At 72.0% G+C, this 15,010-nt stretch carries 14 protein-coding genes and 1 pseudogene; 12 read left to right on the top strand and 3 right to left on the bottom strand.

What is annotated here, in order from left to right; translation table 11 throughout:
* The 4 genes and pseudogenes from G3I71_RS38590 to G3I71_RS38575 all read left to right on the top strand — a co-directional run.
* The coding region (locus G3I71_RS38590; RefSeq protein WP_203732488.1) for a nuclear transport factor 2 family protein at positions 1–194 on the top strand (194 nt) is incomplete at its 5' end.
* 41 nt (positions 195–235) lie between these two features.
* Positions 236–616, top strand: coding sequence for a nuclear transport factor 2 family protein (locus G3I71_RS38585; RefSeq protein ID WP_164322459.1), 381 nt, complete (start codon positions 236–238; stop codon positions 614–616).
* Between the two features lie 399 nt (positions 617–1,015).
* A pseudogene (locus tag G3I71_RS38580) lies at positions 1,016–2,157 on the top strand (ABC transporter substrate-binding protein).
* A gap of 487 nt (positions 2,158–2,644) precedes the next feature.
* Positions 2,645–3,439, top strand: a complete 795-nt coding sequence (locus tag G3I71_RS38575; protein WP_164322457.1) for an RNA polymerase sigma factor SigF — start codon at positions 2,645–2,647, stop codon at positions 3,437–3,439.
* On the opposite strand, the gene G3I71_RS38570 is transcribed toward G3I71_RS38575, so the two are convergent.
* On the bottom strand, positions 3,436–3,783 hold the full coding sequence (locus G3I71_RS38570; protein WP_164322456.1) for a hypothetical protein: 348 nt from the start codon (positions 3,781–3,783) through the stop codon (positions 3,436–3,438). The genes G3I71_RS38575 and G3I71_RS38570 overlap by 4 nt on opposite strands.
* A 460-nt stretch (positions 3,784–4,243) precedes the next feature.
* On the opposite strand from G3I71_RS38570, the gene G3I71_RS38565 reads away from it, so the two are divergent.
* The 3 genes from G3I71_RS38565 to G3I71_RS38555 all read left to right on the top strand — a co-directional run bounded on the left by G3I71_RS38565 (position 4,244) and on the right by G3I71_RS38555 (position 7,338).
* The gene (locus G3I71_RS38565) at positions 4,244–4,918 is read left to right on the top strand and encodes a hypothetical protein (protein ID WP_164322454.1); all 675 of its coding nucleotides are present in this window, start codon (positions 4,244–4,246) and stop codon (positions 4,916–4,918) included.
* A gap of 135 nt (positions 4,919–5,053) precedes the next feature.
* Positions 5,054–6,301 carry an aminotransferase class I/II-fold pyridoxal phosphate-dependent enzyme gene (locus G3I71_RS38560; protein WP_164322451.1) on the top strand — a complete coding sequence of 416 codons (1,248 nt, stop codon included), beginning with the start codon at positions 5,054–5,056 and terminating at the stop codon, positions 6,299–6,301.
* Positions 6,298–7,338 carry an MBL fold metallo-hydrolase gene (locus tag G3I71_RS38555; protein WP_164322449.1) on the top strand — a complete coding sequence of 347 codons (1,041 nt, stop codon included), beginning with the start codon at positions 6,298–6,300 and terminating at the stop codon, positions 7,336–7,338. The genes G3I71_RS38560 and G3I71_RS38555 overlap by 4 nt, the downstream gene beginning before the upstream one ends.
* Positions 7,339–7,409: 71 nt before the next feature.
* Here the strand turns inward: G3I71_RS38555 and G3I71_RS38550 are convergent, their stop codons facing one another.
* Both G3I71_RS38550 and G3I71_RS38545 read right to left on the bottom strand, forming a co-directional pair.
* The gene (locus tag G3I71_RS38550; protein WP_164322463.1) at positions 7,410–8,036 is read right to left on the bottom strand and encodes a VTT domain-containing protein; all 627 of its coding nucleotides are present in this window, start codon (positions 8,034–8,036) and stop codon (positions 7,410–7,412) included.
* Positions 8,036–8,812 (bottom strand): MBL fold metallo-hydrolase, encoded by a 777-nt coding sequence (locus tag G3I71_RS38545; protein ID WP_164322447.1) that lies wholly within the window; start codon positions 8,810–8,812, stop codon positions 8,036–8,038. Before G3I71_RS38545 ends, G3I71_RS38550 begins: the two co-directional genes overlap by 1 nt.
* Before the next feature lie 121 nt (positions 8,813–8,933).
* On the opposite strand from G3I71_RS38545, the gene G3I71_RS38540 reads away from it, so the two are divergent.
* From G3I71_RS38540 to G3I71_RS38520, 5 genes are all read left to right on the top strand, one after another.
* On the top strand, positions 8,934–9,368 hold the full coding sequence (locus G3I71_RS38540) for a hypothetical protein (protein WP_164322445.1): 435 nt from the start codon (positions 8,934–8,936) through the stop codon (positions 9,366–9,368).
* An 86-nt stretch (positions 9,369–9,454) separates the two neighbouring features.
* Positions 9,455–11,530: an alkaline phosphatase family protein gene (locus G3I71_RS38535; RefSeq protein ID WP_164322443.1), complete on the top strand. Its 2,076-nt coding sequence runs from the start codon at positions 9,455–9,457 to the stop codon at positions 11,528–11,530.
* 112 nt (positions 11,531–11,642) lie between these two features.
* Entirely contained in the window at positions 11,643–12,704 is a 1,062-nt protein-coding gene (locus G3I71_RS38530; protein ID WP_164322441.1) for a MoxR family ATPase, read from the top strand.
* Complete coding sequence (locus tag G3I71_RS38525) at positions 12,701–14,503, top strand: hypothetical protein (protein WP_164322439.1); 1,803 nt, start codon at positions 12,701–12,703, stop codon at positions 14,501–14,503. The genes G3I71_RS38530 and G3I71_RS38525 overlap by 4 nt, the downstream gene beginning before the upstream one ends.
* 67 nt (positions 14,504–14,570) lie before the next feature.
* Positions 14,571–14,999, top strand: a complete 429-nt coding sequence (locus G3I71_RS38520) for an OsmC family protein (protein ID WP_164322437.1) — start codon at positions 14,571–14,573, stop codon at positions 14,997–14,999.
* The last annotated feature ends 11 nt before the right edge of the window (positions 15,000–15,010 follow it).

Here is a 15,010-nt window from a genome sequence, read left to right as displayed (position 1 = left end):
CCGCTCATGACGACACGTATGTCGTGGACGGGGAGAACGTCGTGGTCCTGGCCCGTTACACGGCGGCCAACAAGGCCACCGGCAAGGCGATCGACGTCCGTGTCGCCCACCACTTCGTCGTACGCGGCGGCCTCATCGTCCGCTTCGAACAGTTCGTCGACACCGCCCTCATCCGCGACGCCATGACCCACTGACCTGGTCGTCAGCACCCGGCACCCAAAGACTGGAGAGACTCGTGTCCGCTGCCGACAACAAGGCGCTCGTGATCGCGTTCTACGAGCAGGCGTTCAACGACTATCAGCCGGAGCAGGCCGCCGCCGCGCATCTCGGCGAGAGCTACACCCAGCACAACCCGGAGGCGCAGGACAGTCCGCAGGCGTTCGTCGGCTACGTCCACTGGCTGCGTGGTCAGTTCCCCGACCTGCGCCTGGACATCAAGAGGGCCGTCGCCGAAGGGGACTTGGTCGTCACCCACAGCAACCTGCACCTCAAGCCCGGGGACCGGGGCATGGCTGTCGCGGACTTCTGGCGCGTCGCCGACGGGAAGATCGTCGAGCACTGGGACGTGATCCAGGAGGTGCCCGAGAAGAGCGCCAACGACAACACCATGTTCTGAGTTCGGCGCCCGGAAGGCTCACCTCGCGGGTCGCGTGACCTGCTGTCGATCTACGCACCATCCGCTGTGCGCCGCGGCACATGTCGCGGTGCACAGCCCCCACCTGGGGATGCTTCGCGACTTTACGGAGCCATGCGGCGCTGCTCCAACTTGCCTTCCACTCCTCTGTGTTGTGGCCACCCAGGCCTCGGCCCCGCCGCCGGCCGTCCAGGAGGAGTGAGCCGCTCGGGCCGTGTCCCGCGGCCGTGCCCTCTCCGGCCACGCACCGAACCCCTCTCCATCCTGCCCGGGTCACGGCTGTCCTGACCGAAGCCGCCCTGCGCGCTGCCGGTGCCGCGCAGCACTCCCGGTGCCGCCGTTGCAGCGCTTCCTTTTCCCCACCAGAAAGGTTTCACCCGCATGACCAGCGTTCCCAGCCGACGCCGTCTGCTCGTCACCAGCGCGGTGCCGCGCTCGGCTTAGGCGCAGCCGCCGCCACAGCCTCCCCCGCCGCGGCGTCCGCCAACGCCCGGAAACCAGCGGGAGGTGTCGAGGAGACCCGCTCGCTCGACGAGCTCTACCAGGCCGCCCTCGCGGAGGGCGGAAAGCTCGTGATCTACGCGGGCGGCGATGTCTCGACACAGGCGGACGGCCTCCGCAGCGGCTTCAAGAGCCGCTTTCCCGGGATCGATCTGATGGTCGTCGTCGACTACAGCAAGTACCACGACGTCCGCGTGGACAACCAGTTCGCCACCGACACCCTCGTGCCCGACGTCGTACAACTGCAGACCGTCCAGGACTTCGTGCGCTGGAACGGGCAGGGGCGTCTTCTCACCTACAAGCCGGCAGGCTTCTCCCAGGTGTACGCGCCCTTCAAGGATCCGCGCGGTGCCTGGGTCGCCGTGCAGGTGAGCGCCTTCAGCTTCATGTACGGCCCTGCGGCGGTCGGTTCGGACATTCCGGCCAGCCCGCTCGACCTCGTCGACGCCAAGTGGAAGGGGAGGATAGCCTCCTCGTATCCGCATGACGACGATGCCGTCCTCTACCTCTACACGCTCTATGTGCAGAAGTACGGATGGGACTGGCTGGCCCGACTGGCCGCCCAGGAACCGCAGTTCGCCCGCGGCAGCTACACCCCCAGGGACGCCGTCACCAGTGGGCAGAAGGCCATCGGCATCGGTGGCTCCGGCGCGCCCCTGGCCACCGGGCCCGTGAAATGGGTACTCCCGGACGCGGCGACGCCGTTCATGTCCTGGGGTCAGCGGGCCGCGATCCTGAAGCAGGCCAAGAACCAGACCGCGGCCAAGCTCTACCTCAACTGGCGGCTGTCCACCGGGGAGCAGCAGGCCGCCACCAACGGCTGGTCGGTCCGTACGGATGTCACCCCGCCGACGGGACTGAAGCCCGTCTGGCAGTACCCGAACGGCAACCTCGACGGATTCCCCCGCTTCATGGCCGACCGCGCAGGGATCGAGCGCTGGAAGCAGACCTTCGCTCTCTACTTCGGAGAGGTCAAGGGAGACCCGTCGCCGGGCTCGCTCTGGCTGCGCCCGGGAGCCTGACCCGCACTCCGGTAGAACCAACAGGGCGATCGAGACCATGACCGCCGCGGGCATCCTCACCCGCGACGTCGGTGGCACGGCCACGACGTCGGCGGTACGGCCACGACGTGCGACGTGGCCAAGTCCCTGATCGACGCGCTGAGCGACTGAAGACCCGGACCGGCGGGAACCCCTGCCGGTCCGGGTGGCGGACTCGGCGTGTCCGACCGCTTCGAACACGGTCATCTCCTCCGGCTGGGGCCGGCCCCAGCCGGCGAACAGGCTGGTGGCGCCGTCGCCGGGACAGCCGAGGACCTCGACGCCGGACGGCACTCTCGAAAACCTGTTTGGCACGGATAGGGCGGGGCAGGCGCAGCAACAGTGCTTCGGACAGGAGGCACGTCCGTGGGAGCGGTGGATACCGACCCGGGTGTGTCTGTCCCGGTTGTGCGCACCCTCCCGCGGGGACCCGTCCAACCAGAGCGCTCCTAGGGAGTTGCGACGCACCATGCGAACTCAAACGAGTCCGAAGCGCCACCCCCACAACGACGCCCCCGACACCGCGGAGGCGTTCCGCAGCCTTTCCAAGCTCCCTCCGGGGCAGCAGCGCGACACCCTCCGGGCGAAGATCGTCGAGGCCTGGCTGCCCATGGCCGACCGGCTCGCGGGCCGTTTCCGGAACCGGGGCGAGAGCCTGGACGACCTGCGTCAGGTGGCCGCGTTGGGCCTGGTCAAGGCCGTCGACCGCTACGACCCCGAGCTCGGCAACGCCTTCGAGAGCTACGCCGTCCCCACGGTCACCGGTGAGATAAAGCGCCACTTCCGCGACCACATGTGGACCCTGCACGTGCCTCGCCGGGTCCAGGATCTGCGTAACCGAGTACGGTTCGCCGCCCAGGACCTGTCGCAGACCATCTCGGGCCGCAGGCCCACCGTCGCCGAGATAGCCGAGCACGCCAACATGACCGAAGCGGACGTCAAGGTCGGCCTGGAGGCGCTGGAGAGCTTCACCGCGCTCTCCCTCGACGCCGAACTGCCCGGCAGCGAGGACGGATACTCCCTCAGCGACGCCCTCGGCGCACCCGACCCGGCCCTCGACATCGTCATCGACCGTGAGGCCGTAAAGCCGCGTCTGCAGGCACTGCCCGAGCGTGAACGCGCCATCCTCTACATGCGGTTCTTCGGGGACATGACCCAGAGCTGCATCGCCGAGCAGCTCGGCATCTCCCAGATGCATGTCTCCCGTCTGATCAGCCGCTCCTGCAGCCGGCTCCGGGACCAGGTCATGAGGGACGCGGCCTAGACCGGCCAGGACCGGTCCGGTCCGGTCCGGGGTCCCTTCTCCTCCAACTCGGCCATGGCCAGTGCGATGTGACGGGGCATCATGTCAGTCGCCTGCGCCTGCGTCGCCGTCATCGAGAACGTCGGCCGTGTTCCACTCCGGCACGGGCTGAGCACACCGTTTACGACACCGTCGCGGAGTTCAACCAGCATCAGAATTTCACGGTCCGTCAGCGCCAGCGGCAGCGACAGCTGTTGGCAGATCATCCACGGTAACTGCTCGTCCTGACGGTCTTGTTGACCGGCAGCGGCGGAGGACACGGTCGACGACAGCCGCTCGAACCGGGGCCACAACTGGTCGCCCACCCAGGAGACGGGCTGGGCTCCACTGCCCGGACGCAGACTGTCGGAGCTTGTCGGACAGGCCGTCCGCTCCATCGCCGACTGCTGCGGGACCGGCGGCATGCTCTTCGGGACGGGTGCCTGGACGGTGTCGGAAGCGGGCCAAAATGATCGGCCGCTGTCACCCGTCCGACCTCGCCGGACTCGTCGCCGTCCAGCTCCGTTCCGGCGGCGGGCCCATCCCGGCCGCCCTCGAACGCGGGGAGCCCGTCGACTCGGCCGACCCGCCGGGCGAGCGCCGCTCGTCGACCAGGCGGGCGGCATCGGCATGTACGTCCTGCGGGCCCGGGCAACTTCACCCGCTCGGGCGTGTCCGTCGCGCGAATGGTGCCCGGCCGCGCGCGCCCCGCCGCCGGGCGGGCTGTCATGGGGTGCGGGGCATCACCCGACGTGTCCCGCAGCCGCCGCTCGAAGGGGCCCAGCCATGCGCCGCACCGCCCGTGTCCTGTCCGCCGCCGCCCTGGCCGGTGCCGCTCTGGGTGCTGCCGCCTCGGCCGTGTCCGCGGACGCCGCCGGGGAGGTCAGCCCGAGCACCGTCGGCCCCGGCGGCACCGTCACCGTCTCCGTGGCCTGCGACGCGACCGGCGGGACCCCGCCCACGTCCATCGACGCGCACTCGCAGAGCTTCGAGCAGGGCACCGTCCAGCTCCAGCAGGTCCCCGGCAACGACGACCAGGTGACCGGCCCCGCCTACAGCGGCACCGCGAAGATCGCGCCCGCCTGGAGCTTCGAGGGCGACCAGAACGCGAGCGCCCCCGCCGCCGAATGGTCCGCCGACGGTACGTGTCCCGGGCAGGCCGGGAGCCAGGGCAAGGCGTGGAAGGCGACGTTCACGGTGGCGCGCGACGGCACCGGCACCTGCGGCACCGACTCGCACGGCGGCGACCCCCGGAGCAGCGACTTCCAGGACGTGTCCTCCTGCCCCACGCATCCCGCCGAGCCCACGCCCGCGCCGGTGCAGCGCGGGGTGCAGGCAGGCCAGGGCGGCGCCTTCACCGACTCGGTGCCCGCGCTGGCCGCCGGGGGAGTGCTGATCGCGGGCGCGGCCGGGGCCGCCGTACACCGGCTGCGCCGCAGGGGAACGGCCACGCGCGGCTGACCCGGGTGCGGCCCCGGTACAGGGGAAGCAACCCGGGCGGGCTCCCACGGGTCCCTGTGACTGTGGACAACTCGTAGCCGTGGGCGTAGCCACAGCAGGCACAGGCACCGCACCAGCAATCCCGCGGAGGTACGCATGCGGCGGACGGATCCCCAGGGGCACGGCCCCGTCCGCTACGGCCCGCCGTTCCCCGGCGACGGACTCCCCGTACTGCCCGAACTCGCCGCCGTGCTAGCCGCCGCGGCCGGTCGCCCCGACGCCCAGCCGACCGGCGGCGGCCCCTCGCTCCTCGCTGCGGCCTGCGGCTACTGGGCCCGGCGCGGACTGCCCGCCGAGCCCGACCAGGTGGCCGCAGCGCCCGGTGCCCCCGCGCTGCTGCACGCGCTGACCGCCGCGATCGGCGGCGACGTCCTGGTGCCCCGGCCCTGCGCGGCCTGGTGGGCGCCCCAGGCGCGGGCGTTGGGCAGATCCGTGTTCCACGTGGCCACGCCGGCCGAGTGCGGGGGCGTGCCCGACCCGTACGCCCTGCTGGAGACCGTGCGGAGGGTGCGCGACGAGGGCGGTGATCCCCGGCTGCTCGTACTGTCCGTGGCGGACGACCCGACGGGCACCGTGGCGCCGCCCGAACTCCTGCACGAGACCGTCGAGGCCGCCGCCGGAGAAGGGCTCCACCTGGTCAGCGACGAGACCTGGCGCGACACCCTGCACCGGCCGCACGACACCGTGCTGCTCAGCCCGGCCGAGATGCTCCCCGACCGGGTCACCGTCGTCACCGACCTGTGCGGCGCGCTGCTGCCGCCGGGCTGGCCCGCCGCCCTCGCCCGCTTCCCCGCGAGCGCCTCCGGCGACGCCCTACGCGCGCGCGTGCTCGACGTCCTCACCGCGCTCGGCGCCCGGATCGCCGAACCGGTCGCCGCCGCGGCCGGCTACGCGCTCGGCGAGCCCGAACCCGTCACCGAACGGCTCACCGCCGCCGTACGCCTGCACGCACGCGTGGCCACCGCCACGCACCGCGCGGTCGTCGCCGCGGGCTGTCTGGCCCGGCCGCCGAGGGCCGGCCGCCATCTGTACGTCGATCTCGGCCCCCTGCGGACCGCACTCGGCGCCCACGGCGTCGGCGATGCCCAGGACCTGGAGGACCACCTCAGCGCCCGGCTCGGGATGCCCACGCCGGGCGGTCACCGGTTCGGGGACGACCTCGCGGCACTGCGAGTCCGGCTGGACACGGGCGCGCTGCTCGGCGACACGCCCGGGGAACGAGCGCAGTCGCTCACATCACCCGAACCACTGGAACTGCCACATGTGCGACGCGCGTTGACCTCGATGGGATCGATCTTCGACGATCTCTGTGACGACGCTCAGCGACGGGAGCCTCCTCGATGACGCAGCAGTCCGAGTCGACCACGAGCACCAGTACGAGCACCAGCACAGGCATGACCACGAGCACGCCCACGACTACCGAGGCGCTTCAGCCGCCGCACGGGAACCGGGTGTGGCCCCGGACCTTCGCCGACCGGCTGACCACCCCGCTGCCCGGCCTCAGGGGCATGGCGAGATTCGCCAGAGAAGGCGCGGTACGGCCGACGCCGGAAGGCCTCGCCGACATCACGAGGCTGCCCTTCGAACCCGGCCCGCTGCCCCGCGTGGACGCGCGTACCGTCGCCGTCTCCTGGGCGGGGCACGCCAGTTGGGTGGTCAGGATCGGCGGGCTCACCGTCCTCACCGACCCGGTCTGGTCCCGCCGCATCCTCGGCACACCGGCCCGGATCACCCCCGTGGGCGTCGCCTGGAGCGCGCTGCCGCACATCGACGCGGTCGTCATCAGCCACAACCACTACGACCACCTGGACGCCCCGACACTGCGCAGACTCCCGCGCGACACCCCGGTGTTCGTGCCGGCCGGCCTCGGCCGCTGGTTCCGGCGCCGCCGGTTCACCCACGTCACCGAGCTGGACTGGTGGGAGGCGGCCGAACTGGACGGGGTCCGCTTCGACTTCGTGCCCGCCCACCACTGGTCCAAGCGCGGCCTCACCGACACCTGCCGCACCCTCTGGGGCGGCTGGGTGCTCACCGACCTGGACGGGCAGCGCGTCTACTTCGCGGGCGACACCGGGTACGGCCACTGGTTCGCCCGCATCGGACAGCGCTACCCGGGCATCGACCTCGCGCTGCTGCCGATCGGCGCGTACGACCCGCGGTGGTGGCTCAGCGACGTCCACTGCGACCCGGAGGAGGCGGTACGGGCCGCCACGGACCTGGGCGCGCGCCGGATGGCGCCCATGCACTGGGCGACCTTCGTGCTGTCGGCCGAGCCGGTCCTCGAACCGCTGATCCGGGTGCGGGCCGCCTGGGAGAAGGCCGGCCTGGCCCGCGAGGACCTGTGGGACCTGCCGGTCGGAGGTTCGCGGGTACTGGCCTGACGCGACGGGCGGGAGACGGACGGGGCTCGCCTGCCGCGTGCGTGCGTGCGCGTCCCGGCTCGCGCGCTCGCTCAGGCAGCCCCGCGGATCCCGCGCACCCGCCGCCACGCACCGGGCGCCGCGCTGATCGTCAGCGTCAGCGCGACCGCCGCCACCACGCCCTGCCAGGGCTCGTCGAAGAGCGAACCGCCGAGGACGCCGATCAGCTGGTACGTCGCGGCCCACGCGAGGCAGGCCGGGACGTCACCGCGGGCGAAGCGGCGCACCGGCCACCTCGCCATCAGACAGGCCAGCATCACCGGGATACGTCCGGCCGGCACCAGCCGGGACAGCACCAGGACCGCCACCCCGTGCTCGCTCAGCTTCTCCTGGGCCTGCGCGAGACGGTCCTCCGGCGCCCGGTTGCGGATCGCCGCCAGCCAGCGCGAGCCGTTCTTGGAGTCCATGCCCCGCCGGCCCAGCCAGTACAGCGCCACATCGCCGAGGAACGCGGCCAGTGAGGCCACCGCGAACACCAGGACCATGGCGAGAGGCGCGGTCTGGTGAAAGGCCACCACGGCCGCCGAACTCACCAGCGCCCCCGTCGGCACCACCGGCACCAGCGCCCCGATCAGCACCAGCAGGAACAGCGTCGGATAGCCGATCGCCTGCCCCGCCGACCCCTGCCCCGAGGTCGAGGCGGCAGCCAGGACCACGATCACCGTGCGGCCTCCAGGCGCACGCTCTCCCCGTGCTCCAGCCGGTACACGTCGACCGCGGGCGCACGCTCCGCCGCGAGCCGCACGAACTCCTCGCCCGGCGCGTGGAACTCATGGGGGCGCACGGCGTCCATCCCGATCGGCCAGTACGTGCCGTAGTGCACCGGCACCGCACTGCGCGGCGCCAACCGGGCCAGCGCCTCCGCCGCCCGCTCCGCGTTCAGATGCCCCTCGCCGAGATACGGCCCCCAGCCGCCCACCGGCAGCAGCGCCGCGTCGACCGGCCCGACCTCCTCGGCCATCGACGCGAACAGACCCGTGTCCCCGGCGAAATACGTCCGTGCCTCGCCCTCGATCACATAGCCGAGCGCGGGAGCCCGCTGCGGCCCGACGTTCAGCCGCCGCCCGTCGTGTCGCGCGGGCACGGCCCGTACGACCAGGTCACCGACCTTCGTGTGGTCCCCGGCGACCACCTCCGTGATCCGGAGATGCGCCAGTCGGCGCGACAGGCCCGGTACAGCCTTCGACGCGCCCCGGGGCACGATCAGACGCGTGTCCGGCGCGAGGCGCGCGAGGGAGGGCACATGGAGGTGGTCGGAGTGCAGATGGGAGACGAGCGCCACGTCCGCGCGCCATGCGCCGGGCGGGGGCAACTCGCCCCGGCGGCGGCGCAGATGGGCGAGCCGGCGTACGAACAGGGGGTCGGTGAGCACGCGTACGCCCGAGTCCTCGACCGTACAGGTGGCGTGACCCCACCACGTGATCTCCACCGGCACCCCTTTGCCTCCTTCGCGCGACTCCCCGAAGACTACGGGCAGGAGTAGGGTCGGCGGGAAACCCGGGGCGAGTGGGGAAACCCCGAGGTGAACGGGGAAGCCCGGAGCTTAGGGGGACGCCATGGGACACGCGCACGCCGCCGTCGGCCTGCCCGGCCCGGTACCGCGGGTCACCGCGATCGCCAGCCTGACGCCGCTCGAGGAACTCGACGAGGAGCCGTTCCTCGTCGACTCCCGCAGCCAGCACGCGATGTGCGCCCGCTGGGCCGCCGAGCAGGGCTACGTCGTCACCCGGGAGCTGCTCGTAAGAGGTCTGCGCCCCGACCACGGTGCCCTGTGGGACGGCGTCGAGCCGGGCCTCGACCTCTTCGTGGCGCCCAGCCAGCGGGTCCTGGAACAGGCGCTGACCTCGGTCGACGAGTTCACCGCCGAGTGCGAGCGGCGTGGCGTGCGGGTCGAGACGGTGGGCCGCGCTGAACCGTCGTACGACGCCCAGATGAAGGCCCGGGTCCATCGTCGCCTCTCCATGCCGACCGCCGGGTACGACGGCCGCTGAACCTTCACAGAGCACGCAGGGCGCCGCTCCCACGTTGTGACAGGGTGTGCACAGGCCAGCCGTGGGGACGGGCCGGGACGTGAGGTGTGCGGGACGTGGGTGCGGGGCCTTGGCGGCGGATCGTCAGCCAGATCGGGCGGAGCGTCGCGGTGTGGGCCGTGTCGACGCTCACGATGCTGGTGCTCGCCGGCATCCTGCCGGACTTCCAGATCCGCACCGGTGACGGCGACAGCGCCACCAGGATCGCGGTCACCGCGGCCATCGGCGCCGGCGCCTTCGGTCTGCTGTCGGCCCTGGCCTGGCCGGTGCTGGTCCGGCTGCTGCTGCTCGTGCCCGCCCTCGTCCTCGGCCTGCTGGTCTTCTTCCTGAACGGCGGGCTGCTGCTCGTCGCCCTGCGGCTGACCCCGGCCGACCGCCCCGAGGCGGCCCCGGAGACGGCGGTGGTGGTCGCCGCGGTGATGTCCGCCGTGGCCTCCGCGACGGGCGCGGCACTGGCCGTACGGGACGACGACGCCTACCGAAGACGGCTCTACCGCCTCGCCGACCGACGCGGCATCGCACGGCGGTTCGAGGGCCCCACGACGGCCGGCGTGGTGTTCCTGCAGCTCGACGGAGTCGGCCACGACGTCCTGGTGCGGGCCGTGGAGAAGGGGCTCATGCCGACCGTGGCGAGCTGGCTGGGCGCCTCCCACCGGCTCACTCCCTGGCGCACCGACTGGTCCAGTCAGACCGGCGCCAGCCAGCTCGGCATCCTGCACGGCACCAACCACGACATCCCTGCCTTCCGCTGGTACGAGAAGGACACCGGGGAGGTCATGGTCTGCAACCGGCCCACCAGCGCCGCCGAACTCCAGCGCCGGGCCGTCGAACGCGCCGGCGACGGCGGACTGCTCACCGTGGACGGGGCCAGCCGGGGCAACCTCTTCAGCGGCGGCGCAGAGGAACAGGCCCTCGTGCTGTCCATCGCGGGGCGCCGGCGCGGCCGGGAGAACCGTTCCCGGGACGGTTACTTCGCCTACTTCTCCGACCCCGCCAACGCCGTCCGCACCGCCCTGTCCTTCTTCGCCGAGGTCGGCCGCGAGATCGGTCAGTCGACCGTGGCCCGGATGCGCAAACGGCGCCCGCGGGTCACGCGCGGCGGCCTCTACCCCTTCATCCGTGCCTTCGCGACCGTTGTCGAGCGGGACGTGGTCGTCGCCGCCGTGATGGGCGACATGCTCGCCGGGCGCACCGCCGTCTACGCCGACCTCGTCGCCTACGACGAGGTCGCCCACCACTCCGGGCCGCACAGCCGGGACGCCGAGAAGGTCCTCCAACGCCTCGACCGTTCCGCCGCGTTGATCGCCCAGATCGCCGAGCACGCACCGCGCCCGTACCGGATCGTCCTTCTCTCCGACCACGGACAGAGTCCCGGCGAGACCTTCCGGGGGCGGTACGGACTCGGCCTCGGCGACCTGGTCAGGGCCGGCTGCGGACTGCCCGTGCCGCGAAAGGCGCGGCGTACCCACAGCGGGGCCGAGGCACGGACCGCCGTGCGCGCCGCGCTGCGCCGGCCCGTCGAGGAGGACGGCGGGCGGCACGTGCCCCCGGGCCGTCACTCCGAACCGCTGGTGCTCGCCTCCGGCAACCTCGGGCTCATCTCCTTCCCGGACGTGCATCACCGCATGACCAAGGAGGAGATCGACGCCCGCCATCCCGCGCTGCTCACCACTCTCGCCAACCATCCCGGCGTGGGCTTCGTCCTCGTCGCCAGCGAGGAGCACGGCGGGGTGGTGCTGGGCGTGCACGGCGCGGAGATCCCGGTGGACGAGCTGAACGACGAACACCCTGGCCCGCTGGCCGACTTCGGGCCCGGCGCGGCGAGCGCGGTGCTCCGTACGCACTCCTTCCCGCACACCGCCGACATCATGGTCAACTCCTGGTACGACCCGGCCGAGGGTGAGGTGCTCGCCTTCGAGGAGCAGATCGGCTCGCACGGCGGGCTCGGCGGCGACCAGGGCAGACCCTTCCTGATGGCGCCCCTCGCGCTGTCGGCGGCGGCCGAGGAGGGGGAGGAGCTGGTCGGCGCCGAGCACATCCACCGCGTACTGCGGCGCTGGCTGCGCGAGTGCAACGGGCCGCAGGTGCCCCTGGGTGTTCCCGGGGACCACCGGGTCGCCTGAACGCGGGCCGCCGGAAAATCGGCTGCGCTCCCGAGACTCCGTCCCCACACTGTTCGTACCGGACCTCGCGCCTTCGCGCGCTCCGTTCTCTACGAACCCCTGGAGTCTCCGCGTGCAGGCCGCTGTCACCGTCACCCCCGCCCGGATTCCGGAACTGCTGCTCGGTCTCGCGACCGTGCGGCCCGTGTTCCTCTGGGGCGCTCCCGGCATCGGAAAGTCCTCCCTGGTGAGGGAGTTCGCCGAGTCGCTGGGGCTGGAGTGCGTGAGCCTGCTCGGTACGCAGCTGGCGCCGGAGGACCTGATGGGCGTACCGCAGATCCGTGACGGGCGGTCCGTGTTCTGTCCGCCGGAGGCCATCGCCCGCGACGAGCCGTACTGCCTGTTCCTGGACGAGCTGAACGCGGCCACACCGGACGTCCAGAAGGCGTTCTACTCGCTGATCCTGGACCGCCGGATCGGCAACTACGAGCTGCCCAAGGGCTCGATCGTGATCGGCGCCGGAAACCGGGCCACGGACAACGCCCTCGCCCGGCCGATCGCCTCCGCCCTGGTCAACCGTCTCGCCCACGTCCATCTCGAGGCCTCGCCGAAGGACTGGCTGGTCTGGGCCGCGAACAACGACATCCACCCCTGGGTCGTGGACCACCTCACCGACCGGCCCGACCACCTCTGGTCCAAGCCGCCGAAGACCGAGGAGCCCTTCTCCACGCCCCGCTCCTGGCACATGCTCTCCGACGCCCTGCACTCCTTCGGGCCCGCGCTCGACGAGGAGACCCTGAAGGTGATCGCGCACGGCGCGCTGACGCCGACGCACGCCACCGCGTTCTGCGGGTACGTCAAGATCGTGCGCAGCCGCTTCGGCATCGACGCGATCATCAAGGGCGACGCGCGCTGGCCCCACCGCATCGAGGACCGCGACCTGCTCTACTACCTCGCCGAGTCGTTCCGCGGGCGGCTCGTCAAGGAACTCCCCGTCAGCAAGGGGCACATGTCGCCGAACGGGCGGGAGGCCGCGTACCGCGCCAAGTCGCTGCTCGTGCAGCTCGCCGAGATCTCGGTGGAGGTCGCGCAGAGTGTCATCGCCGCCGACGCCGACGGCAACCCCCTGCTGCCCGCCTGGTTCCTGGTCGAGGCGGCGCGGGACATGCCCCGGCTGGTGGAGGCGCGGCGGTGAGCCGGGCGCGCAAGCAGGCGCAGAAGAAGAAGGACCTCGCGAAGGAGGCGTACGAGGCCGGGCTGGCCCTCGTGCGCGCCAACCCGGCGCTCGGCCCGGTGGAGTTCGTCACCTGCCGGAACGAGGCTTGTGTCCTCTCGCCCGGCGACGGACTGGTGCGCGTCGACTCCGACGGGGTGCTGCACGCCCACCCCACCCGGCGCGCCGAACCGGCCGAGTGGGCGTGGGCGCTCGCGCACGGCGTCATCCACCTCGGCTTCGGGCACGTTCCCGCGGCGAAGGGCGAGCGCGTCCAGCCCGACCGCTACGACCTCGCCGCCCGCTGTGTCGTCGTCAACCGTTTCCTGCTCGGCTTCCCGGTCGGCACAGCCCCCGAACTCCTGCCGAGCGCCTACCCCGACGGCGACGAGCAGCAGCTCGCGGCACGCTGGCGGCGCGCGGGCTCGATCCCGGCCGCGTTCGAGCGCTGCGGCACGGCGGGCGGCGAGCCCGACCAGTGGCTCGAACCGTGGGACAGGAGGGCCACGTCGGTCCCCGACTGGCAGATCGCCTTCGCGTACGCCCTGACCCGCACGATGGCGACGGCGATGGACCTGGCGGGCGGGCGACGCGATTCCATGCACGGCGAGCCCACCCGACTGCGGCCCTGGGAAAAGGCGTTGAGCTGGTTCGTCACCTCCTACCCGCTGCTCGGCGGGATCGCGGCCGGCATCAAGCTCGTCGCCGACCTTGAACTGGCCCACGCCCACGGCATCTCCGTCGCTGCCGTGAACCCGGAGGCGGGCGAGATCTACATCAACCCGCTGCGCCAACTGGAGGACGAGGAATGGCGGTTCGTCCTTGCCCACGAGATGCTGCACGCCGCCCTGCGGCACGGCGACCGCTGCGGCACCCGAGACCCGTATCTCTTCAACGTCGCCTGCGACTACGTCATCAACGGCTGGCTGGCGGAGATGGACGTCGGCACGATGCCCGAAGGGCTGCTGTACGACGTCGAGTTGAAGAACCTCTCGGCGGAGGAGGTGTACGACCGGATCACGAAGGACCTGCGCCGGATGCGTCGGCTGTCCACGCTTCGCGGGAAGGGTGCCTGTGACGTCCTGGGCGCTCCGCTGGGCTCGCCGCGCGACTACGTCGACCTCGACGAGTTCTACCGGCGCGGCCTCGGCCAGGGGCTGAACCTGCACCAGCAGCACGAACGCGGCTATCTGCCGGGCGGATTGATCGAGGAGATCCGCGCGCTGAACCATCCGCCACTACCCTGGGACGCCCAACTCGCCCGCTGGTTCGACGAGTTCGTGCCCCGCCCGGAGCCCGTACGGTCGTACGCGCGCCCCTCGCGCCGCCAGTCGTCCACCCCCGACATCCCGCGCGCGGGGCGGTACTTCCCGCCCGAGGAGATCGCCCGGTGCACGTTCGGGGTCGTGCTGGACACGTCAGGGTCGATGGACCGGACGCTGCTCGGGAAGGCGCTGGGCGCGATCGCCTCGTACGCCGGGGCACGGGACGTACCGGCGGCGCGGGTCGTGTTCTGCGATGCCGCAGCGCACGACGCGGGCTATCTGCAGGTCACCGAGATCGCCGAACGGGTCCGGGTGCACGGGCGTGGCGGGACGCTGCTCCAGCCGGGCATCGACCTGCTGCATCGGGCCGACGACTTTCCGCCGGGGGCGCCCGTCCTGGTCATCACGGACGGCTGGTGCGACGTCCTGCGGGTGCGGCGCGAGCACGCCTACCTGATTCCGCAGGGTGCGCGTCTGCCGTTCACCGCACAGGGCCCGGTCTTTCGCGTGCAGTGAGCCGGAGTGTGATCGGATGGGGGGATACGGAACCCCGGCTTCGGGACCACACGCGAAAGGAAGAACCGTGGCTACCACGCGCTCTGCACACACCGTCTGGGAAGGCAACCTGCTGGAGGGCAACGGCGTTGTCACCTTCGACTCCTCCGGTGCCATCGCCGAGCAGCCCGTGACGTGGGCCTCGCGCGCCCAGGACGCGAACGGGAAGACCAGCCCCGAGGAGCTGATCGCCGCCGCCCACTCCAGCTGCTTCTCCATGGCGTTCTCGCACGCCCTGGCCGGCGCCGGAACCCCGGCCACCAAGCTGGTGACCTCGGCCGACGTCGTCTTCCAGCCGGGTGAGGGCATCACCGGTATCCACCTCACGGTGGAGGGCACCGTGGAGGGCATCGACGAGGACGCCTTCGTCGCCGCCGCCGAGAACGCCAAGGAGAACTGCCCGGTCAGCAAGGCCCTGACCGGCACGACGATCACGCTGTCCGCGAAGCTCGCCTGACGTTCGCTCAC

The organism is Streptomyces sp. SID12501 (assembly GCF_010550245.1).
Classification (GTDB): domain Bacteria; phylum Actinomycetota; class Actinomycetes; order Streptomycetales; family Streptomycetaceae; genus Streptomyces.
The sequence above is the reverse complement of the archived record's forward strand: the minus strand, read 5'-3'. Positions and strand labels throughout refer to the sequence as shown.